The sequence below is a fragment of the Marinobacter mangrovi genome (genome assembly GCF_016798325.1).
In the GTDB taxonomy this organism is placed as follows: Bacteria; Pseudomonadota; Gammaproteobacteria; order Pseudomonadales; family Oleiphilaceae; genus Marinobacter_A; species Marinobacter_A mangrovi.
The window spans coordinates 168,539-188,127 of the sequence record NZ_JAERVO010000003.1; the positions used below are offsets into that span (position 1 = coordinate 168,539).

A 19,589-nucleotide genomic window follows, 5' to 3' on the forward strand; every position below is an offset into this window, starting at 1 on the left:
TTTTGGACAGAGCCATGGTGACCTCGATCGATAGGCGGCGGGCTTACCAGCCGCGCCGACCCAGACGGTTCAGTTGGTGATCGAGGCTACCCAGGGCGTCCCCTGGTGAGCTCTCACCGGACAGCACGCTGTGTACCGCGTTGTAGAAGGCGTTGCTCACCCGACCGTACTTGTCGCCGGTGGCCGAAGAAGGCCGCGGTACGCCATTCTTGAAGGTCTCGAACAGGTCGCCGAAGAAGGGAACCTTGGCCAGCACCTCGTCGTCCTTGTAGAGGTCAGGACGGGTCGGGTTGTAGCTGCCTTCAATGGCGCGACGCTTCTGCTCCTCGTAGCTGGTGAGGTACATCACCAGGTCCGCCGCCACTTCGGGATGTTCGGAATACTTGGAAACCGCCAGCTGCCAGCCCCCCAGGGTGCCGGCGTGACGGCCGTCTTCGCCGCCCTTGGGCAGGGCGACCACACCGACCTTGCCCTTGACCGGGCTGTCGGCGCTCTGGGCCAGTGCCCAGGCGTAGGGCCAGTTGCGCATGAACACGGCATTGCCGGACTGGAACACGCCGCGGGCCTCTTCTTCGGTGTAGTTGAGGACACTCACGGGGGAGATGGTATCGATCCAGCCCTGGGCCATTTTCAGGGCTTTCACGGCTTGCGGGTTGTCCACCGTGACCTTGCCGTCGCGATCGACGATGGTGCCGGCGTTGTAGCTGGCCAGCCATTCCAGGGCATCGCAGGTCAGGCCTTCGTACGCCCGGCCTTGCCAGACAAAGCCCCACATCTTGTCGTTGCCGGCCTTGCGCTCACCGGCCTGGACCGTCTTGGCCACGTCGGTCAGCTGCTGCCAGGTTTCGGGCACGGGCTGGTCGTATTTCTCCAGCAGGTCCTTGCGGTAATAGAGCACCCCGGCATCGGTGAACCAGGGCATCGCGACCAGACGGCCATCCACCGTGTCGTTACGCACCAGGGACTGGAAATGCGCCTTCTCGGCCCCGTTGCTGTACTGGCTCAGGTCGATGAAGTTGTCTCCCAGCATGCCGGGCCAGATGACGTCGATCTGGAACACGTCCACATCGCCGGACTGGGCGGCCAGCAGCTGCTGGTAGAGGGAAAGACGCTCGGTGGACGAATTGGGCGTGGAGACCACCTTGACCTGATTACCGGTCTTCTCGGCCCAGGCCTGGGTACCCTGTTCACAGAGTTGACGTTCGGCGCCCACGGCACCGCAGGAGATCGTGACCGTGGCCGCCTGCACGGAGGCCGCGCCCCAAAGCATCGCGGCCATCACGCCCGGCAGGACGGTCTTACAGAGTTGTGTAAACATCATTGAACCTCATGTTGTTGTTGTCGGGTTCGTCGGATCTGGTACACCTCAGGAGCCCCGGTTCAGGCTTTCATCGGGCGTTCCTTAATGCTTTAAGCTCATCGTTAAAGTTAGAGAATGCGAGGCAGGCCCGCAACCGCCAGATCCACTTAAATTTAACTTAAATTTACAGGTGCGATTCCAGCCCCGCGGGCTCAGAACCAGGTTTCCGCCTGGACACCAAAGGTCCACTGGCCGCCGGTAAAATCGTCCTGGCCGAAGGCGTCCGTTTCGGCGTAGTCGTTGAGCTCGTCGCTCCAGGTGGAGTAGGTGGCAAACGCGCGGATTTCCGGACGATTCCAGAAGCCGCCGACCTGGGGCTTGAACGTCGGCGCCACCGTCACCTTGGTATAGTGCCCCCGGGCATCGCTGCGACCGGCGTACTGCTGGGGTTTGAGGTCCATGGTCTGCCAGGTGGTCTCGTACTGCATCTCGAAGTTGCTGTTGATCTCGTCGGCCAGGCGCACGTTCAACGTCAGCCAGTTGTATTCGTCACCCTCGACGTAACGATCCTGGCTGGTTTCCGCGAGGATCATGGGCGCGACCCGCCAGTGGTCACTGATATAGGTGGTGCCGTAAACCCCGAAGCGGGTAGCAATGGCATCCTCGCTCAGGTTGCCGTCGGAGCCGATATTCTTGACCTCGGCCCCCAGTCCCTTACCGGCCATCACGGCCAGCTTGAAGTTGCCCTCGCTCAGCCCGAAAAAGCTGTCGCCGTGGTAGGCCAGCATGGTGTGCACCCCGTTGTCCGCCACCCCCGGGCTGCCAGCCACAACGCGCTCGTCGTTGTCCGCCGCGGACATGCCACTGATCATCCACTGGACCGGGCCAAAGTAGTTATTCGCTGTCAGCACCAGGTTATCGGTACTGTCGGTTTCCGGTTCCACATCCGTGTCGGTCGGAAATTCGGAAAAGCTGCGGCCGTAGAGCGACAGGTTCATTTTCCAGGTATCACTGAACGCAATGTCGTATATCCCGGCACCGGTGCCCGCCAAGAATACGAAGTCGCTGTCGAGCCAGTGGAAGTCGAAATTATCCCGGTCAAATCGCTTGCCGGCCCAGATGGACGCGTTCTCGAATGCGCCGGTAAACGCCGGCAAATCGCTGAACTCCACGTAGACCTGCCGCACGTTCAGTTGGGAGTCCGCTGCGGTCCAGTCATTGGAGGACTGGCTGTAGTCGGCCAGCATGACCCGGTAGTGCGACTTCGCGCCGTTCTCAAAGCGCTGAAGGTAATTGAGGGTCGCCTCGACGTAGGTGTTGTCCTCATTGCCCAGTCGGCCGACCGCACCGCCCACGGAGCCGGCAGGCGTCAGGTAGGGGTCGCCCGGTGCACTCTTGCCGTTCTCGCCAATGTCCAGTCCGGAACGGGCATAGCCGTTGAAGGAGAAGCCCTCCTCACCGTCCATGTGCCGGGCGAATTGCTCGAGGCGCTCATCGCGGGCGTTGACTTCGGCGTCCTGGGCTCGCTGTTGCGCCTCGATCAACTGTTGTTCGAGCGTTTCCACTCGCTCTTCGAGGGTGGCCTCTTCGGCTGCGAGGGCGGCAGGTACGGACGTCAGCAGGATGAAACCTGAAGCGAGAGCCTGGATCCGACTCCGCGTCATAGAGAAAGACATGAACACACCTCATTTTGTTGTTGTAAGGCTTAAACGTTTTTTTATTAACTTAATGCTTTAAGATGCCGCGCATAAAAAACGGAATCTGGCCGTTACCACCCGATTCCGCCGAATCCGCGAAACTTAAAGCTTTAAGCGGTGTTCAAGATAAATGCCCGGAAGGTCAATCGACAACCGTCGATGCCACTTAATTTCAACTTAATTGCAGTTTGCATGCATAGATCCCCGGAAAGCCGCCGGTTTTCCCGGCCTCTTCGGCCGCATTCCGGCGGCTCCGGAACCGCAGGGCACTCCCCTCACTAGCGCCCAAAACTGAACCCTATGAGATCGACTTACCCGTCTTCATATGGCGTTCATGCAACTCGTTGGCGTGTTCCTGAAGTCGCTCACGAGCGCTTTCAAGTGCCTTCCAGGCTTCCTGTAACTCGGACAGGTCCTCATTGGCCGGCGTCTGATCCTGAACGCCGCTGTCCAGATCCTCATAGGCGGCATACACCCGGTCTGCCACGTCCTGATACCGGGTCCAGGCAGCCTCATATTCCTCGCGCAGGGATTTCCATTCGGACTGCGCAGCCATTGTTCACCTCCACGTTGTCGGTGTTCTGATACGTCCTTCCACTTTAACCGCTGTGCCCCGGTTGGCATCAACCCGGTTCCATGAACCGAGGCTGAACGGCACATGACGATCTGCTCACTCGCCTCGCCAGTTGACGCTGTACAGCTCGTGCCGGCGGTCGTACAGGTTCTTTACCGTGCCGCTGTTGCGGGCGGTGAGCAGCACCTGAGGGCGCAGATCGGCGAAGGCCACGGTTTCCACGTTGGGCGTGGTGTCGGCAGCAATGCCGTCCCGGGCGAAAGGGAAATCGCAGGGCGTCAGGATGCAACTCTGGCCGTACTGCAGTTCCATGTTGGGCACATTGGGCAGGTTGCCGACGTTGCCGGACATCACCACGAACAGCTGGTTTTCCACTGCGCGGGCCTGGCAGCAATAGCGCACCCGCAGGTAACTCTGCCTTTCATCGGTGCAGAAGGGCACGAACAGGATCTGGATGCCCTGATCGACCAGGTGGCGGGTGACTTCGGGGAATTCGGCGTCGTAACAGACCAGCACACCAATCGGTCCGCAGTCCGTCTCGATGGCGCTGACCCGGCGACCGCCACTGATGTTCCACCAGTACGCCTCGTTCGGCGTGGGGTGAATCTTGGGCTGGCTGAAGACCTGGCCGTCCCGCAGGAACACGTAGGCCATGTTGCGGATGGCGCCGTCTTCCTCGCGCACCGGTGTCGACCCGCCGATGATGTTGATGTTGTAACGCAGGGCCAGATCCCGCATCAGGTCGTGGTAGGCCCCGGCGTATTCGGTGATCGCCTCGATCGCCGCCGCCGGACTCTCCTTGCGGCGCTCTATCGACAGCAACTGCAACGTGAACAGTTCGGGGAACACTACAAAGTCGCCCTTGTAGGTGGACACCACGTCGACAAAGTAGGTGACGATGTCGCTGAACGCCTCGAAGGACGCCACCGGCCGCTGCTGGTATTGCACCGTGCCCACCCGCACCGTGTCGGGCATGCGTTTGCCATAGCGCTTCTGCTTGCCGCGGTCGCCGTTGCGTTCTACCGCCGGGTTGCGCCAGACCAGGTGAATGCCATAGCCCATGGAATCGTGATCGGCATCCAGGTAATGGGGAATGATGCCGTGGATCTCGAATCCGTTGTGGAGCTGGAAGGACAGCACATCGTCGCGCTGTTTCTTGCTCTTGATGGCCTCGATGTAGGCCTCGACGGACTCGAACTTGCGGATGCGCCGGCGCAGCGACGGCAGCCGACCGGCGAACACCACGCCCTGTAGCCCCAGGCCCTGGCACAGGGCCTTGCGTTCGTTATACAGACGCTGGCCAATCCGGTAGCCGCGGTAATCCGGATCGACGCATACCTCCATGCCGTAGAGCCAGTCGCCCTCCGGGTCGTGTCGCGAGGCGTAGCCATTGCCGGTGATGGACGTCCAGTCGTGGGGCGCCAGGGCGACTTCCCCGGCAATGCGGAACGTCGCGCAGTAGCCCACCACCTGGTCACCCACGACTGCCACAAACTGGCCTTCGGGAAAGTTGTTCATCTGCCCGGTCAGCGGGCCTTCGGTGTAGCCGTACATGCCGGTGTTGGCATACACCCGGCAACTCAGCCGAATGATGCCGGGAATATCCTGCAGGGTGGCCTGACGTACAGACAGGTGTTGGCTGGGATCGCTAAACGGCGGACACATGGGCACCTCCAGAACGCAGCGACAGTCGCTTCATCCTTCTCCGTGACCGACCCCGCCGTCAAGAGGGGCACCGAAACGGCCGGCGCCGGAGCGGCTTACAAAAAGCTACGGTCCCGTGGCACCCAATTTGCGTCGGCCAGGGCAGATCATCAAAAGCAGGGCGCGGCCCTGTCCGGCAACGACGCCGTCGTCCCGGGATCCGGTCATTGCAGACAGGATTCCGGGAGACGGCGTTTTTGTTTCAGACGCCGCCCCAGGAAAGGAGACCGGCCGCATGCAAGCGCTCACTTACCCCGCACAACTTTTGATGCGGGCACTTCACACAACCGGATTGGCATTACTCCTGGCAGCACTTTGGCTATTGGCCCTGGCCGCCGTGCCGGCGTTGAATCCGATGTGGGCCGTCTTCGTCGTCGCCGTACCCTTGTACCTGCTGGTCGCCAGCCTCTGGCTGATCGGTTGGGAGCTGGGCCGGCTCCGTGACGGCATTGAGCGCGACGAGAGCGACTTCCTCACAAACACACGCTGGCTCCTGCTGGGCCCGCTGGTCCGGCGGCTGCAGCGCAAGCTGACCGACCTGGAACGAACCCGACACAGCCTGCAGCAGCGTCTGGACGAGATCTCACACGCGTCCGGCGAAGTCGAGGCGGCGGCAGCGCTGGTCAACCGCAACGCCGAGCAGCAGAGCGAATCCGCGAGCGTTGCCGCCGCGGCCGTGGAAGAACTAACCGCCAGTATCCGGGACGTGGCGGATCGCGCCGGCGAGTCCCGCGAGGCCAGCCAGACGGCCGATGGCGAACTGGCCAAAGGCCTGCGCGAGTTGTCCATTCTGGTGCAGCAGGTCACCGAAATGGCGCAACAGACCGCGTCCACCGACCGCCTGATCCAGCAGCTCAGTGAGCATTCCCGAACCATCACGGCCATGACTGGCACCATTCGCGGCATCGCCGAACAAACCAACCTGCTGGCACTCAATGCCGCCATCGAAGCGGCCCGGGCCGGCGAGAGCGGTCGGGGGTTCGCCGTTGTCGCCGAAGAAGTCCGGCGATTGGCCCAGCACAGCCAGACCTCCGCCGACGAGATTGGACAAAACAATGCAGCTGTGCAGGAACAGATCGAACAGGCCGCGGAACAGGTGCAACGACTGGCTGCCCTGGCGGATCGCAGCGCCGGCAATTCAGAGACGGTCCGCACCTTACTGGAAGCCGTCCAGGGACGCACCCGGGACCTCGCCGGAGAGGTGGATCAGGTCGCCGTCAGCACCGGCGAACAGGGCCAGGCCGTCGCCGAAATAGCCGGTCTGGCGGAGCGGGTCCGGGCCGGCAACAGCGACAATCAGGCGGCAGCCCGCCAGGCCCGTCACATCGCCCTTCATCTGGCACACCTTACCGGACAGGAGCCCAGCCATGACTGATTCCCGCTTACTCTTCACAACGGCGGAGGTGGCCGTTCTGGTGCTATTGGGCATCGCACTGATTGCTCTCCATATCCTCCAGCGCCGTCAGCAACGCCGCGAACGGCAGGCAGCTCTCGAGACGCTCACCCAACTGCGACAACTGGTGAGCGGGCTGCAGCGTCATCGAGGACTGAGTAACGGGGTGCTGCACGGAGACCGGACCATGGCACAGGATCTCAGCGCCCTGGCAGCAAGGTTGGACCGGTTGATGGCGTCACCGCCCGACTTGCCGGCCGATCTGACCGGCGACTGGCAAACGTTGGTGGATCAATGGCAACGAGTAAAAGACGTGAACGGCCGCGATCCGGGCCACAACCTCACCGATCACCATCGTCTCATCCGCAAGGGCATCAACCTGATTCAGGACACCGCGTCTCACATGGACCTGGCGCAGGGTGACTCGCGCCTCGCCTATCTGCCCTGCATCTGGCAGGAGGTCATCAATGCCGCCGAATGGGCCGGTCAGGCGCGGGCGCTGGGAACCGGCTTGGCCGCCGCCGGAGTCAGCGACGCGGCGCAACGGGTGAGGTTGCGGTTTCTTCACCAGAAGGTCGACACGCTGTCCCGTACCGCTTTTTCCCGACTGGAGGTCCCCGGTACCGGCCCCACCGCGCGACTGGATGCCTGCAAACAGGCGGTTGGCCGGTTTCTTGAAAGCCTGGATCACGACCTGCTGGGCTCCGAGGAAATTGCGGTTCCCGCGCAGACGGTTTTTGAGCAGGGCACCCAGGCGGTCGATACGCTGTTTGCCTTGGTGGATGCCGCCCTGTCTGACCTGGAGGGCCCAACGGCGGTCCATGCACCGCCAGCTCCAACGCAAAAAAGCGGACGACCTGTCCCGGAGAGAACGCTCCGGAACGCGGTGCCCGCCAAATAGGCTTAGTTGGAAAAGCACTGGGGTGCTCTCAGCACCCCGTCGTCAGAACCTGAACAACCAAGGCAGGAGGACCTCACCGTAACCCCAGAGCATCACGGTCACGGCCAGCAGACCTTCAAGCACCAGCACCCCGACGGCGAGGGTGGTACTGGAGACGATGAAGCCTTCTTCCGAGCTGATCCCCAGGAAGTAGGGAATCCCCAAGTAGAGGAGGTAGGCGCTGATACACAAGCCCACGATGCCGGCCAGCAGACACAGCCAGACCAGTGGATACACGGCAACCAGGCCGCTGAGGAACATGGGGGTCGCGATGTAACCGGCGAAGATCACGCAGCGGCGCCGACTCGGGGGTTTTCTGAACCGGTGGGCCATCCAGTAAATCACGTTGCCGACCAGGAACACGGCCGCCAGGATGGCGATATAGAAGGCAATACCGGCGTACAGCGCGCTCAGCAGGTCGAGCTTGATAAAGGCGTGTTCGCCTCCAAAGCCCCACCCCACCTGGGTCGTGCCAATGTAGGCGCAGATAACGGGAACAGCGGCGAGCGTAAACACGTGGTGCGCATACAGATGCGTTACCGTTTCGTGCTCGTCCTCGATGTGGCCCCATTCACTTTTCGGGTGAGTCAGAAGGCCCCAGACGTGTGTCAGCATACAAGCACCCCTCTCAATGGTGATGATGGCTTTCTACACTTAGCTTCTATTACTCAAACATATAGTTGATGATTCTGAAAATAGCACACCGGATATCGAACAGAAATTGCCCGAATCATGACTCAATCACAGGCCGGAAAGCGCTTTCAGTGAACAACAGCGTGGTGGGGATTTCGGGAATAAGGAAGGGAAAAACGAGCTGCTACAACACATTACAGCAGCTCGTCAGGATGGCGATTCAGGCCAGGAAAGCCGGCAGGACGCCGTTGATGCCCATCATCAGGCTCAGCACACACACCGTAAGAATGGAGAAGCCGAAGTTGCCCTTGGCCCACTTCACATTGTCTTCGGTGCGGAAACCGGCGATTCCCAGTTTCAGCCAGTACAGGCCCATCAGCAGCATCACCACGAAATAGGCGATGCCGGTGTAACCCGCCAGGCTCAGCGACAACGCCGCCAGCATAAAGGCCACGGTGTAACCCACAATGTGGATCTTGGCCGTGCGAATGCTCCGGGCCACCGGCAGGACCGGAATACCGGCCATTTGGTAGTCGCGGAAGCGGAAGATGGCAATCGCGTAGGAATGGGGCATCTGCCACAGGCAGAAGGTGACCAGGATGATCGCTGCACCAACGTCAAACTGACCCTTGACGGCGCAGTAGCCCACCACCGGCGGGACCGCCCCGGACAGGCTGCCAATCAACGTGCCGTATACGGAGTGCCGCTTTGAGTAGAGGCTGTAGGCGCCGACGTAAATCGCGAAGCCGAAGACCGCCAGACCCGCCGTCAGCACATTGGTGCCCAGCAGCATGGTGAATCCGGCCAGACCCAGCAGGGTCGCAAAACCCAGGGTCGTGGCCGGCGTGATCGTTCCCTGAACAAGAGGACGGTTCCGGGTGCGTTCCATCACCGCATCGATATCGCGATCGATCAGGTTGTTGAACGCACAGCCAGAGGCAATCACCAGGGCCAGCCCCACCAGAGTGGCGATGAACAGGCCCGGGCTGAACTCACCCTGGGCGGCCAGAAAGAAGCCGCCCATGACGGAGATCGAATTACCGAAAATGATCCCCGGCTTGGTGAGCGCGATGAACTGCCCAAGCACGTCTTTGAAGGACGTGCCCGGCATTACATCAAGTTGATGTTCAGGTGATACATAATCCACAGGGTGCCACCAATGACGAGGACCAGGATCACGGCGGTGAAGAAGACGAAGGAACCGGAGTCTCGGCCTTCCTGTGTCTTCAGGTTCAGGTGCATGAACAGGATCAGCTGAATCAGCACCTGGAACACCGCCAGGATCGCAATTGCAATGACAACGAACGTCTCGTCGAATCCGCCTTTCATCACCATGCCGAACGGAATGATCGTCAGCAGGATGGAAAGGATCAGCCCGATAATGTAGGACTTGGTGCTGCCGTGGCTATGGCTGTCGTGGTCGTGAGAGTGACTCATTTACAGTGCTCCCATCAGGTAGACGAAGGTGAACACGCAGATCCACACGATATCGAGGAAGTGCCAGAACAGACTCAGGCACATGATGCGCGGACGCGTCATGTCAGTCAGGCCCTTGGTGGACAGCTGGATCAGCATGATAGCCATCCACAGCAGACCGAAGCTCACGTGCAGGCCGTGCGTGCCGACCAACGCGAAGAAGGAGGACAGGAACGCGCTGCGATCCGGCCCCAGGCCTTCCACGATCAGGTGATGGAATTCATAGATTTCCATCCCGACGAAGCCTGCACCACAGGCGAAGGTGACCAGCAGCCAGCCAATGACCTGCTTGACCTTGTCCTTGTGCATGGCCAGCACGGCCAGGCCATAGGTGAAACTGGAGAACAGCAGCAGGAAGGTTTCGACCAGGACGAAGTCCAGCTCGAAAATGTCCTTGCCACCCGGGCCACCGGCGGTGCCGTTGTGCAGCACGCCGTAAGTCGCGAACAACGAGCCGAAGATGATCAAGTCACTCATCAGGTACACCCAGAAGGCGTACATCTTCGTGCCGGTCATGTCGTGATGTTCGTGATCGTCGTGGCCGTCATGCGCGGCCACGTGTTGGTTAGTCATCGTATCTGTTGCCATGATTACGCCTGCATCTCCACCTGTTTATGGTGTTCGGTTTCGATCCGCTTCACTTCCTCAGCGGGCACGTAATAGTCGATATCCTCGTTGAAGATCCGACCCATGAAGGCCGCGAACATACCCAGGGCGCCGACGCCGACCAGCCACCAGATATGCCAGACCAGGGCGAAGCCAAACACGATGCTGAAGGCACCCATTACCGGACCGGCAACCGTGTTGCGCGGCATGTGGATGTCCTTGTACTCAATCGTTTCCGGATCAGCCAGCTGCGCCTTACCCTGATTCTTCTGCTTGTCTTCCCAGAAGTTATCGATCGAGTGGATCTCAGGCAGATGCGCGAAGTTGTAGTACGGGGGCGGTGAAGACACGGCCCACTCCAGGGTACGACCACCCCACGGATCGCCGGTGACGTCCTTGTTCTTCTCGCGATCGCGGATACTGACGATCAGCTGGATCGCGGTGCAGGCAATGCCGCACAGGATCAGGACCGCGCCGAACCAGGCGACGATCATCAGCGGCTGCCATTCGTCGTTGGCGTAAGACTGCATCCGACGCACGGCACCGTAGAAGCTCAGGATGTACAGCGGCATGAAGGCCACGTAGAAGCCGACCAGCCAGAACCAGAAGGAGCGTTTGCCCCATTTCTCGTCCAGCTTGAAGCCGAACGCTTTCGGGAACCAGAAGGTGTAGCCGGCCATCATGCCGAAGACCACGCCGCCGATGATGACGTTATGGAAGTGGGCAATAACGAACAGGCTGTTGTGCAGGACAAAGTCCGCCGCCGGAACGGCCAGCATCACACCGGTCATACCACCGATGGTGAAGGTGATGATGAAGCCCAGGGTCCACAGCACCGGAGAGGAGAACTCCAGGCGACCACGGTACATGGTGAACAGCCAGTTGAAGATCTTCACACCGGTCGGTATCGCGATGATCATCGTCATGATGCCGAAGAAGGCGTTGACGTTGGCCCCCGCACCCATGGTGAAGAAGTGGTGCAGCCAGACGATGAACGACAGGACACCGATCGCCAGGGTCGCCCAGACCATGGTGTTGTAGCCGAACAGACGCTTCTTGGCGAAGGTCGAAATCACTTCAGAGAACACGCCGAATGCCGGCAGGATCAGGATGTACACCTCAGGATGGCCCCAGGCCCAGATGAGGTTCACGTACATCATCATGTTGCCGCCCATATCGTTCGTGAAGAAATGGAAATCGAAGTAACGATCCAGGGTCAGCAAGGCGATGGTCGCGGTCAGAATCGGGAAGGCCGCGATGATCAGGACGTTGGTCACCAGGCAGGTCCAGGTGAAGATCGGCAGACGGAACAGCGTCATGCCCTTGGTGCGCATCTTCATGATGGTGACGAAGAAGTTGATGCCGGTCAGGGTTGTCCCGATACCGGAGATCTGCAACGCCCATATCCAGTAATCCACCCCGACGCCGGGACTGTACTTGGCCTCAGACAGGGGCGCGTAAGCCAGCCAACCGGTCTTGGCGAATTCACCGACAAACAGGGACACGTTCACCAGCACAACGCCGGCGGCGAACAGCCAGAAGCTCAGGTTGTTCATGAACGGGAAAGCAACGTCGCGCGCACCGATCTGCAGCGGAACCACCAGGTTCATCAGACCGATCACCATCGGCATGGCGACGAAGAAGATCATGATCACGCCGTGGGCGGAGAAGATCTGGTCATAGTGCTCCGGGGGCAGGTAGCCCTCGGCACCGCCAGCGGCCATCGCCTGCTGGGTCCGCATCATGATGGCATCCGCGAAACCACGGACCAGCATGACCAGGGCCACCAGGAAGTACATGATGCCCAGTTTCTTGTGATCGATGGACGTGATCCACTCACTCCACAGATAGGTCCACTTCTTGTTGACCGTAATCCAGCCAACAAGAGCCGCGCCCACGATGGCAATCACGGCCACCGTCGACATGATGATCGGCTCGTGATAGGGAATCGAATCGAGACTTAATTTTCCGAACATATGCTTACTCCGCTGCCTCTGCGCTCATGCGCTCGCCATGCTCTTGTTCACCGGTTTCACCATGCTCATCGCTGATGCCCTTGCGGAAGCTGTTGAGAATGTTGTTGTAAAGATTCGGTGAAACCTTCGAGAAGTATTGAACCGGCACGTCTTCGCTCGGCTTGGCCAGTTCCTGGTAACCGTCGTCAAAGGACAGGGTCTTGGACGACTCGTCCTTGACCTTCTGTACCCATGCCTTGAAGTCTTCCTCGGACAGGGAATGCGTCGGGAACGTCATCCCGGCGAAACCGGCGCCACTGTAGTTGGAAGACTTGCCCTGCCATTCCCCTGTTTCGTTGGCAATCAGGTGCAACTGACTGTCCATACCGGCCATGGCATAGATCTGCGTACCCAGTTCCGGCACCCAGAAGGAGTTCATGACCGAACCGGAGCTGATGTGGAAACGGATCGGCGTGTTGGTCGGAATCGCCAGCTCGTTAACGGTGGCAATCTTTTGTTCCGGATAGATGAACAGCCACTTCCAGTCGAGAGAGACCGCCTGGATTTCCATCGTCTCCTTGCCGTCTTCGGAGGCGATTGGCTTCATCGGGTTGAGGCTGTGAGAGGTGATCCAGGTGAGAATCGCGAGGACGACGATGATCACGCAGGGAACCAGCCAGACCACCACTTCGATCGCAGTGGAATGCGCCCAGTTCGGCTTGTAGGTCGCCTCTTTGTTGCTTTCGCGATAGCGGTAAGCGAAGAGCAGCGTCATCACGATTACGGGGATAACGACAATCAGCATCAAAGCGAAAGCCGTGATGATCAGGACCTTCTGTTCCTCACCGACCTGCCCCTTTGGATCCATCAGCGCCGAGCTACAACCCGACAACAGCAATGGCAAAGCGGCTAGTAGTACAGCGCCCAAGACGCGTAAATAGCTCTTCTCTCTCATTTTTCAACCTCATTAGAGCAAGGGCAGGCCAGGGCCTGGCGGGCAAGCTCATATGTAGCTATCAATGGATTACGGAAGTTTCAGGAATCTATAGCGGACAGTGCGGCCAGTCAGGCCCGACTGCGTGCAGGTGAAGCCTGACTCCATGCAGAAATCGGCGCCAATAGTGGAGTAGCTCACAGTCGGATTCCACCAGCAACTTGACCTACATCATGCAGAGACAATTGACGGCGGCGATTCTCCCAGTTAGTGAGGGGAATCAACAACATCGCCTGACGCGACACATCCGCTGAAATCGCCGAATAGTCAGACAGACTGTCCGTCATATGACGGATCATCCTTAACGGATTGTCATGTCCGCCTTGTGTCTCCAACCAGAACCGCTGCATTGACGCCGACATCAACATTGCGACACTGATCACTCCCTCAGCGGGGCGAGAGTCTATCACACCGTTCATGTGGCTCCAGGCTCAGCTCAACCCTTGACCTTTTAGTGGCTCAAGGGTTTTACCGTGTGGCCTGTCGAAGACAACAAGTTGCTGAACGCAGCCACCACGGGCCTGAGAACGCCGTGGACCCGATTAAGGCGCGACACATCACCGACCGGACAACCCATCCCGACGGGATGACAAGCCCGCGACACTTTGTCGCGCCCGAATAGTCTGCAACACTGGAAACCTGCCCCATAGGCACGTCCAGTCGCTAAGGAGGTTGTTTTGAGCGGATTCGAAATGATTGCCTGGTTCTTCATTGCCCTGGGAATACTGACAGCCGCCGCCATCGCGCTCGATGTCAGACGCCATCCCCAGCACATGGCCATCATGAACATCACCTGGCCCGTGACCGGCCTCTACTTCCCGGTCGTTGGCTGGTGGCTCTACAAACGGATCGGCCTGAAAGGCCATGGCGAAAAACCATTGTGGCAGGGCGTTTTCGTGTCCACCACCCATTGCGGGGGCGGCTGTACCCTGGGGGATACGGTAGCAGCGCCACTCATGACGCTGCTGGGTGTCACTGTCTTGGGTTCAGCCCTGCTGGGCCACTTCGTGGGCGAGTTCGTGGGCGCCTACCTGTTCGGTATCCTGTTCCAGTTCCTGCCCATCATGAGCATGGGGCACGGTAATTGGCGCAGCGCCCTGAAGGACGCCGTCAAAGCCGACACCCTGTCGCTGGTGGCCTTCGAGATTGGCATGTTTGGCTGGATGGCCATCGCCTCGGTACTCTGGCTCGGCCTGGAGCCGCGTCCGGATACGCCGCAGTTCTGGTTCATGATGCAGATCGGCATGATCCTGGGCTTTGCCACCGCCTACCCGGCCAACTGGTGGCTGGTCCAGCGGGGCGTGAAGCACGCCATGTAGCCCCGCCCATTCAGGAGCGCCTGTCGTCGGACTCTTTTTCCTCGTCCGGCGACAGGTAATACTCGCTTTCCTCAAAGGGCTTGGCTTCGGGATTCTCAACGTCATTCTTGCGCCGGCCGCGGTAGAGCCAGATACCGACCACGACCGCCACAATAAGCACGATAATCCATTTCATCCGCCAAGCCTCCGCAAACCATTGCTCATACCTCTGTTTAACGCCAGATTGTCAGCGCCGTCAACCTTCCTGGCGATACACCCGAATTGGCACTGCCTGCGATGCTGACTTGGATACCAATCCATCAACCTGCTCAGCGCGCCAGGGCGAACCTCTTACATTTCCAACATTTATCGTTACATGAAACTCAGTTAATGTTCTGACTGACTTGGCCCACAGGGCCACCAACTCCAGGGATGCCACAACAGGGACGCCCATGAAACGAATCCTGATTGCCGCTGTCGTCGTGATTGCCGGCGGACTTTTCTTTGCGCAGTACCAGATGACCAGCGCTGTCCGGGACCAATTGGACAAATCCGTCCAGATGGCCAGCTTCTACGGCCAGCTGAGCTACGATGACGTCTCCGTCACGCCAACGGGAGACCTTGAGATCAGCGGCATCCGTTTTGTCCCTCATACCGTCGATGATTCGATCCGGATGGATAAGCTGGTTCTGGAAACCGATAATCCCTGGGTGCTGTACACCTTGTCGGACGAGCTGAAAAACGGCCATATCCCCGATCATCTGGCGCTGAACGTCGTCGGCCTGCGCATCGACCCGAATGGCCCTCTGATGCAGTCGGCCACCGAACGCCAGGGCGGGAAAGGCATGATGACGAAACTGGCACTGGCGGGTTGCAACGTTGATGACCGGAATGGACCGGCCTCCGGCAGCTCTGATGACATCATCGACATAAGTCTGGGGTACCAGCAGGCGCAGGGTGGCAGCCAGCTCGACCTCCTGTCCCGGGTTACGATCCACGGCGAGAACACCCTCACCACCCGACTGACACTGAATCCCGGTGGCGCCCTGAACGCCTTCAATGGTCTGCAGAGTGCCCGATCCGTGGAACTCAAAAGCGCCGAATTACACATCCAGGATCAGGGCCAGGTCCTGCAGGAACTCGAAGATTGTGCCCGCGAAACCGGCATGAGCGTTGAGGCATTTCGGAAGCATCACCTCGAGGCCTGGAGGGCCGTCTGGTCAACGTATGGACTGGCGCCAGACAACACGCTGGCCAACGCCTACAGGGAGTACATTGAGCATCCGGGCAGCACTCTGGACCTGGCCATCGAGCCGTTTCCGCCGATCAGCACGAAAGATCGTTACCTGAGCACCGACCCCGACTACCTGAGCGGCCGCCTCAACCCACAGGTGGGTGTGGATGGCGCCTCTCTGAAACCGTTCGCGATCACACGGACCGAAACGACAGCCAACGCCGGCGAGCCGGCGTCAGCAACATCCACCACACCCCGGGAAACGCCAACCACCCAGTCCGCCATCGCTGTTAGCGACCTGGATCGACACATGAACCAAAGCCTTCGTGTTGTCATGAACAGCGGGAAAGTGCTGGAGGGTCGCCTGCAGGCCGTGGAAAGCCAGCGTTTGCAGCTTCAGCGCCGCATGTTCGGCGGCAACATGGTGGTGCCGGTCAACTACCGCGACATACAAAGCATTCAACGCCAGTAACGCATCCCTCCGGATTGCAAGAGGGGACAGCGCCCCAGGAAAGTAATGATCGGGCGTCAGCCCGATCATTACTTTCCTGAACGGCCTTATGAAGGCGCCGGCAAGCGGCCGCCTCAGGCAGGGTTGCCCGGAGCCATTTTCTCCAGCATCGCCGCCATCATCTCGTGAATCTTGTTTACTGCCTTCAGCGGTCGGACCATCACCTTGAAGTCCACGATTCGCCCCTCGCCGTCGCAGCGGATCATGTCGACGCCGTTGACCTGGATGCCTTCCAGTTCGGTGGTGAACTCCAGGACGGCGTTGTTGCCGTCAAGCACTTCGCGGGTGTAGTGGAAATGCTCGTTGTTGAGCGTGTGAAGGGCGGCAGCGAGGTAGAGCTTGGTGATCGCCTTGCCTTCCTGGGGCGTGTGCACCACCGGCGAGTGAAACTTCACCTCATCCGCCAGAAGATCGTCCAGTGCCTGAGGGTTGCGGGCTTCGACCAGGTCGTGCCAACGTTTGATGGTTGTTGTGATCATGTCTGTTGTTTCCGTATCCGATGCCGTTGCCCTGTCCTGTGCAACCGGCCTATTAAAGTCAGGCCCGTTTCGGCCAACCCGATAAAGATACGAGTACAAACCGAAAGTTACAAAGCTCTTCTTGTAGCCCGGCCTCTGTTTTTCCAATACTGACGCCACGATCCGGATCCATCGGGACCGCTCCGACAGCGGTCCCCGGCAGCTTCAAAGGAATCACACAGTGGCCACTCCCATCGACAAGTACCTCAATGTACTGGCAAAACACGACGGCTCCGATCTTTACCTGAGCACGGGCGCGCCGCCCAGCGCCAAATTCCAGGGCACGCTCAAGCCGCTGTCGCAGCAGACGCTGACGGCCGGGCAGGTCGAGGCCATCGCCATGGAGTTGATGGACGCCGAGCAGAAGCAGATCTTCGCCAACGAGCTGGAGATGAACCTGGCGGTATCAATTGCCGGGGTAGGCCGCTTCCGGGTGAACATCTTCAAGCAGCGCAATGAAGTCGCCATCGTCGCACGGAACATCAACACCGAGATCCCCAAATTCGAGGATCTTGGCCTGCCGACGGTCCTCAAGAAGCTGGTGATGGAGAAGCGTGGGCTGATCCTGTTCGTCGGCGGCACCGGCTCGGGCAAGTCCACCTCGCTGGCGTCGCTGATTGACCTGCGCAATTCCTCCGTGGGCGGCCACATCATCACCATCGAGGATCCGGTGGAATATGTGCACAAGCACAAGAAATCCATCGTCAACCAGCGTGAAGTCGGGGTCGACACGCGCAGTTTCCGCAATGCCCTGAAGAACACCCTGCGTCAGGCGCCGGACGTGATCCTGATCGGCGAGATCCGCGACCGCGAAACCATGGAGCACGCCCTGGAATTCGCCGAAACCGGCCACCTGGCCATCTCGACCTTGCACGCCAACAACGCCAACCAGGCGCTGGAGCGGATCATCAACCTGTTCCCGGACGAGAAGCGCCCGGCATTGCTGATGTCCCTGGCGCAGAATATCCGCGGCTTCGTCTCCCAGCGTCTGATCCCGACCGTCGACGGCAAGCGCTGCGCGGCGGTGGAAGTCCTGCTGGGCACCAAGACGATCCAGGAACTGATCCTCAAGAACCGCCTGACCGAGATCAAGGAAATCATGGAGAAATCCGAGAACCTCGGCATGCAGACCTTCGATGCGGCACTGTTCAAGCTGCACCAGAGCGGGCGAATCAGCCTGGACGACGCCATCGCCAACGCCGATTCCCCCAATAACCTGCGGCTCAGAATCAAGCTGGAGAGTGGCGAAGCTGCGGCATCAACGGGCAAAGCCCCCGCCGCACCGGCAGCCACGGAAAAGCCCGCCAGCACCTCCAGCTTCATGGATCTGACGCTGGAAGACATCGATGACGACGAAGACGATCCGGACGCCAGCAATCCCGGCACCCTGCATCCCTGAGTCTTTCCTATCGGCGGGCCCGCCGGCCCGCCGTCGCCTCACCGTCCCTGTCCGCTCATCATCGACCTATGGGTAGCTCCACGTAGTTGACAGTATCAACCAGCCGGCATTATGGTTGATAGTATCAACAATAAGGAGAGACCCATGTCACTCACCTCACTCGGTGAGCCGCTGCACCGACTGACCCACGCCTATCGCGCCTTCATGCGGTCGGCCGTCGTCGATGCCGGTATCAGCCTGCCGATCACTCACTTGCGTGTGCTCAAGGCGATCTGGAAGCAGGAGCGGTGTACCGCCCAGTTCATCGCCCAGCGCATGCGTCGGGACAAGGCCCAGATCACCCGGGTCCTTAATGAACTGCTGGGTGAGGGTCTGATCGTCAAAGTGGAGAATCCCGGGGACCGTCGCAGCCAGTTGCTGCGACTGACGCCCGACGGCGAATCCATGATCGACCGGATGCAGGCGGTGGAAACGATCGCCATGGACCGAATGACGCGTCATCTCAAACCGGACGACGTCGACACCTTCATCACCCTGGCAAACGTCATGGCCGACAACCTGCAGAACGCAGGAGGCGAGGCCGGGGCGACCACTACTGGAGAACCGAATCATGCCAAGACCGGCACCCCGTGAACTGGACGTTATCCGCTCCCGATATGTGACGCCACATATGCTGCGCGTCACCCTGGGCGGCGACAATCTGGCCGGCTTTCCCGAAGAGCAGGACAGTGCTTACATCAAACTCCTGTTTCCCCAACCCGGCGACGGGCAACCGCTTATGCGCACCTACACCATCCGCGAACAGCGGCCCCGGGAACTGGACGTGGATTTCATGATTCACGACACCGATGGGCCGGCCTCCGTATGGGCCCAGCAAGCCCAACCCGGCGACCGCATCCTGGTCGGCGGCCCCGGCGCCCGCAAACTGATCAACCCGGAGGCCGACTGGTTCCTGCTGGCCGGCGACATGACCGCCCTGCCGGCGATCAGCGTCAACCTGGAGACGATGCCTGCAGATGCCCGCGGCTATGCCGTGATCGAAGTGCTCGACGAGGCCGACATCCAGCCACTGACGCACCCGGAAAACGTGGAACTGCACTGGGTGATCAATCCGGAGCCGGATCCGCGGGGCGAGGTGATTGTCGATCGCATCCGGCAGCTGGACTGGCTGGACGGTGAACCGTCGGTGTGGGCCGCCTGTGAATTCAGCGGCATGCGCAACCTGCGCCGCTATTTCAAGCAGGAGAAAGACGTGGGTCGTCGTAACCTGTACGTGTCCAGCTACTGGAAAATCGGCATCAGCGAGGACCAGCACAAAGTGGCCAAGCGCCAGGACGCCGAGACCGAAGACGCCTGA

20 protein-coding genes are annotated in these 19,589 nt (G+C 60.0%); 7 read left to right on the forward strand and 13 right to left on the reverse strand.

Annotated elements, in window-relative coordinates; genetic code table 11:
• Positions 1 to 43: 43 nt before the first annotated feature.
• From JL474_RS10390 to JL474_RS10405, 4 genes are all read right to left on the reverse strand, one after another.
• Entirely contained in the window at positions 44 to 1,318 is a 1,275-nt protein-coding gene (locus JL474_RS10390) for an ABC transporter substrate-binding protein (protein WP_203142373.1), read from the reverse strand.
• 194 nt (positions 1,319 to 1,512) lie between these two features.
• Positions 1,513 to 2,976, reverse strand: coding sequence for a carbohydrate porin (locus tag JL474_RS10395; RefSeq protein ID WP_203142025.1), 1,464 nt, complete (start codon positions 2,974 to 2,976; stop codon positions 1,513 to 1,515).
• A gap of 319 nt (positions 2,977 to 3,295) precedes the next feature.
• Positions 3,296 to 3,553: a hypothetical protein gene (locus tag JL474_RS10400; protein WP_203142026.1), complete on the reverse strand. Its 258-nt coding sequence runs from the start codon at positions 3,551 to 3,553 to the stop codon at positions 3,296 to 3,298.
• Positions 3,554 to 3,667: 114 nt separating this feature from the next.
• Entirely contained in the window at positions 3,668 to 5,236 is a 1,569-nt protein-coding gene (locus tag JL474_RS10405; protein WP_203142027.1) for a bifunctional GNAT family N-acetyltransferase/carbon-nitrogen hydrolase family protein, read from the reverse strand.
• Between the two features lie 274 nt (positions 5,237 to 5,510).
• On the opposite strand from JL474_RS10405, the gene JL474_RS10410 reads away from it, so the two are divergent.
• The gene (locus JL474_RS10410) at positions 5,511 to 6,650 is read left to right on the forward strand and encodes a methyl-accepting chemotaxis protein (RefSeq protein ID WP_203142028.1); all 1,140 of its coding nucleotides are present in this window, start codon (positions 5,511 to 5,513) and stop codon (positions 6,648 to 6,650) included.
• The gene (locus tag JL474_RS10415; RefSeq protein ID WP_203142029.1) at positions 6,643 to 7,569 is read left to right on the forward strand and encodes a nitrate- and nitrite sensing domain-containing protein; all 927 of its coding nucleotides are present in this window, start codon (positions 6,643 to 6,645) and stop codon (positions 7,567 to 7,569) included. The genes JL474_RS10410 and JL474_RS10415 overlap by 8 nt, the downstream gene beginning before the upstream one ends.
• A gap of 42 nt (positions 7,570 to 7,611) precedes the next feature.
• On the opposite strand, the gene JL474_RS10420 is transcribed toward JL474_RS10415, so the two are convergent.
• From JL474_RS10420 to JL474_RS10450, 7 genes are all read right to left on the reverse strand, one after another.
• A complete protein-coding gene (locus tag JL474_RS10420) occupies positions 7,612 to 8,223 on the reverse strand; it encodes a Yip1 family protein (RefSeq protein WP_123633698.1) in 612 nt (203 codons plus the stop codon).
• A gap of 238 nt (positions 8,224 to 8,461) precedes the next feature.
• Positions 8,462 to 9,352 (reverse strand): heme o synthase, encoded by an 891-nt coding sequence (cyoE, locus tag JL474_RS10425; protein WP_203142030.1) that lies wholly within the window; start codon positions 9,350 to 9,352, stop codon positions 8,462 to 8,464.
• Positions 9,352 to 9,678, reverse strand: a complete 327-nt coding sequence (gene cyoD, locus JL474_RS10430) for a cytochrome o ubiquinol oxidase subunit IV (RefSeq protein ID WP_123633699.1) — start codon at positions 9,676 to 9,678, stop codon at positions 9,352 to 9,354. Before cyoD ends, cyoE begins: the two co-directional genes overlap by 1 nt.
• Positions 9,679 to 10,305 (reverse strand): cytochrome o ubiquinol oxidase subunit III, encoded by a 627-nt coding sequence (locus tag JL474_RS10435; protein WP_123633700.1) that lies wholly within the window; start codon positions 10,303 to 10,305, stop codon positions 9,679 to 9,681.
• Positions 10,306 to 10,307: 2 nt separating this feature from the next.
• The gene (gene cyoB / locus JL474_RS10440; protein WP_123633701.1) at positions 10,308 to 12,299 is read right to left on the reverse strand and encodes a cytochrome o ubiquinol oxidase subunit I; all 1,992 of its coding nucleotides are present in this window, start codon (positions 12,297 to 12,299) and stop codon (positions 10,308 to 10,310) included.
• Positions 12,300 to 12,303: 4 nt separating this feature from the next.
• Positions 12,304 to 13,233: a ubiquinol oxidase subunit II gene (gene cyoA / locus JL474_RS10445; protein ID WP_123633702.1), complete on the reverse strand. Its 930-nt coding sequence runs from the start codon at positions 13,231 to 13,233 to the stop codon at positions 12,304 to 12,306.
• Between the two features lie 176 nt (positions 13,234 to 13,409).
• Complete coding sequence (locus JL474_RS10450; protein ID WP_203142031.1) at positions 13,410 to 13,691, reverse strand: hypothetical protein; 282 nt, start codon at positions 13,689 to 13,691, stop codon at positions 13,410 to 13,412.
• A 258-nt stretch (positions 13,692 to 13,949) separates the two neighbouring features.
• On the opposite strand from JL474_RS10450, the gene JL474_RS10455 reads away from it, so the two are divergent.
• Positions 13,950 to 14,591 (forward strand): DUF4396 domain-containing protein, encoded by a 642-nt coding sequence (locus tag JL474_RS10455; RefSeq protein WP_203142032.1) that lies wholly within the window; start codon positions 13,950 to 13,952, stop codon positions 14,589 to 14,591.
• Positions 14,592 to 14,601: 10 nt separating this feature from the next.
• Here JL474_RS10455 and JL474_RS10460 read toward each other — a convergent pair whose 3' ends face one another.
• Positions 14,602 to 14,766 (reverse strand): hypothetical protein, encoded by a 165-nt coding sequence (locus JL474_RS10460; protein WP_203142033.1) that lies wholly within the window; start codon positions 14,764 to 14,766, stop codon positions 14,602 to 14,604.
• Between the two features lie 256 nt (positions 14,767 to 15,022).
• Between JL474_RS10460 and JL474_RS10465 the strand changes: the two genes are divergently transcribed.
• Positions 15,023 to 16,276, forward strand: coding sequence for a hypothetical protein (locus JL474_RS10465; RefSeq protein WP_203142034.1), 1,254 nt, complete (start codon positions 15,023 to 15,025; stop codon positions 16,274 to 16,276).
• A 113-nt stretch (positions 16,277 to 16,389) separates the two neighbouring features.
• Here the strand turns inward: JL474_RS10465 and JL474_RS10470 are convergent, their stop codons facing one another.
• Entirely contained in the window at positions 16,390 to 16,794 is a 405-nt protein-coding gene (locus tag JL474_RS10470) for a nuclear transport factor 2 family protein (RefSeq protein ID WP_203142035.1), read from the reverse strand.
• A 220-nt stretch (positions 16,795 to 17,014) separates the two neighbouring features.
• Here JL474_RS10470 and JL474_RS10475 point away from each other — a divergent pair, with 220 nt between their 5' ends.
• The 3 genes from JL474_RS10475 (at position 17,015) to JL474_RS10485 (ending at position 19,589) form a co-directional block, all read left to right on the forward strand.
• Positions 17,015 to 18,232 carry a PilT/PilU family type 4a pilus ATPase gene (locus JL474_RS10475; RefSeq protein WP_328797809.1) on the forward strand — a complete coding sequence of 406 codons (1,218 nt, stop codon included), beginning with the start codon at positions 17,015 to 17,017 and terminating at the stop codon, positions 18,230 to 18,232.
• Positions 18,233 to 18,376: 144 nt separating this feature from the next.
• Positions 18,377 to 18,865, forward strand: coding sequence for a MarR family winged helix-turn-helix transcriptional regulator (locus JL474_RS10480; RefSeq protein ID WP_203142036.1), 489 nt, complete (start codon positions 18,377 to 18,379; stop codon positions 18,863 to 18,865).
• Entirely contained in the window at positions 18,843 to 19,589 is a 747-nt protein-coding gene (locus JL474_RS10485; protein WP_203142037.1) for a siderophore-interacting protein, read from the forward strand. The genes JL474_RS10480 and JL474_RS10485 overlap by 23 nt, the downstream gene beginning before the upstream one ends.

What these genes read in the sequence shown, in the direction of transcription:
- cyoD (WP_123633699.1), bottom strand. Translation starts at nt 9,678, where the DNA reads ATGAGTCACTCTCACGACCACGACAGCCATAGCCACGGCAGCACCAAG.
- JL474_RS10470 (WP_203142035.1), bottom strand. Translation starts at nt 16,794, where the DNA reads ATGATCACAACAACCATCAAACGTTGGCACGACCTGGTCGAAGCCCGC.
- JL474_RS10410 (WP_203142028.1), top strand. Translation starts at nt 5,511, where the DNA reads ATGCAAGCGCTCACTTACCCCGCACAACTTTTGATGCGGGCACTTCAC.
- JL474_RS10435 (WP_123633700.1), bottom strand. Translation starts at nt 10,305, where the DNA reads ATGGCAACAGATACGATGACTAACCAACACGTGGCCGCGCATGACGGC.
- JL474_RS10415 (WP_203142029.1), top strand. Translation starts at nt 6,643, where the DNA reads ATGACTGATTCCCGCTTACTCTTCACAACGGCGGAGGTGGCCGTTCTG.
- JL474_RS10420 (WP_123633698.1), bottom strand. Translation starts at nt 8,223, where the DNA reads ATGCTGACACACGTCTGGGGCCTTCTGACTCACCCGAAAAGTGAATGG.
- JL474_RS10460 (WP_203142033.1), bottom strand. Translation starts at nt 14,766, where the DNA reads ATGAAATGGATTATCGTGCTTATTGTGGCGGTCGTGGTCGGTATCTGG.
- cyoE (WP_203142030.1), bottom strand. Translation starts at nt 9,352, where the DNA reads ATGCCGGGCACGTCCTTCAAAGACGTGCTTGGGCAGTTCATCGCGCTC.
- JL474_RS10405 (WP_203142027.1), bottom strand. Translation starts at nt 5,236, where the DNA reads ATGTGTCCGCCGTTTAGCGATCCCAGCCAACACCTGTCTGTACGTCAG.
- cyoA (WP_123633702.1), bottom strand. Translation starts at nt 13,233, where the DNA reads ATGAGAGAGAAGAGCTATTTACGCGTCTTGGGCGCTGTACTACTAGCC.
- JL474_RS10465 (WP_203142034.1), top strand. Translation starts at nt 15,023, where the DNA reads ATGAAACGAATCCTGATTGCCGCTGTCGTCGTGATTGCCGGCGGACTT.
- JL474_RS10390 (WP_203142373.1), bottom strand. Translation starts at nt 1,318, where the DNA reads ATGTTTACACAACTCTGTAAGACCGTCCTGCCGGGCGTGATGGCCGCG.
- cyoB (WP_123633701.1), bottom strand. Translation starts at nt 12,299, where the DNA reads ATGTTCGGAAAATTAAGTCTCGATTCGATTCCCTATCACGAGCCGATC.
- JL474_RS10450 (WP_203142031.1), bottom strand. Translation starts at nt 13,691, where the DNA reads ATGAACGGTGTGATAGACTCTCGCCCCGCTGAGGGAGTGATCAGTGTC.
- JL474_RS10485 (WP_203142037.1), top strand. Translation starts at nt 18,843, where the DNA reads ATGCCAAGACCGGCACCCCGTGAACTGGACGTTATCCGCTCCCGATAT.
- JL474_RS10480 (WP_203142036.1), top strand. Translation starts at nt 18,377, where the DNA reads ATGTCACTCACCTCACTCGGTGAGCCGCTGCACCGACTGACCCACGCC.
- JL474_RS10400 (WP_203142026.1), bottom strand. Translation starts at nt 3,553, where the DNA reads ATGGCTGCGCAGTCCGAATGGAAATCCCTGCGCGAGGAATATGAGGCT.
- JL474_RS10395 (WP_203142025.1), bottom strand. Translation starts at nt 2,976, where the DNA reads ATGTCTTTCTCTATGACGCGGAGTCGGATCCAGGCTCTCGCTTCAGGT.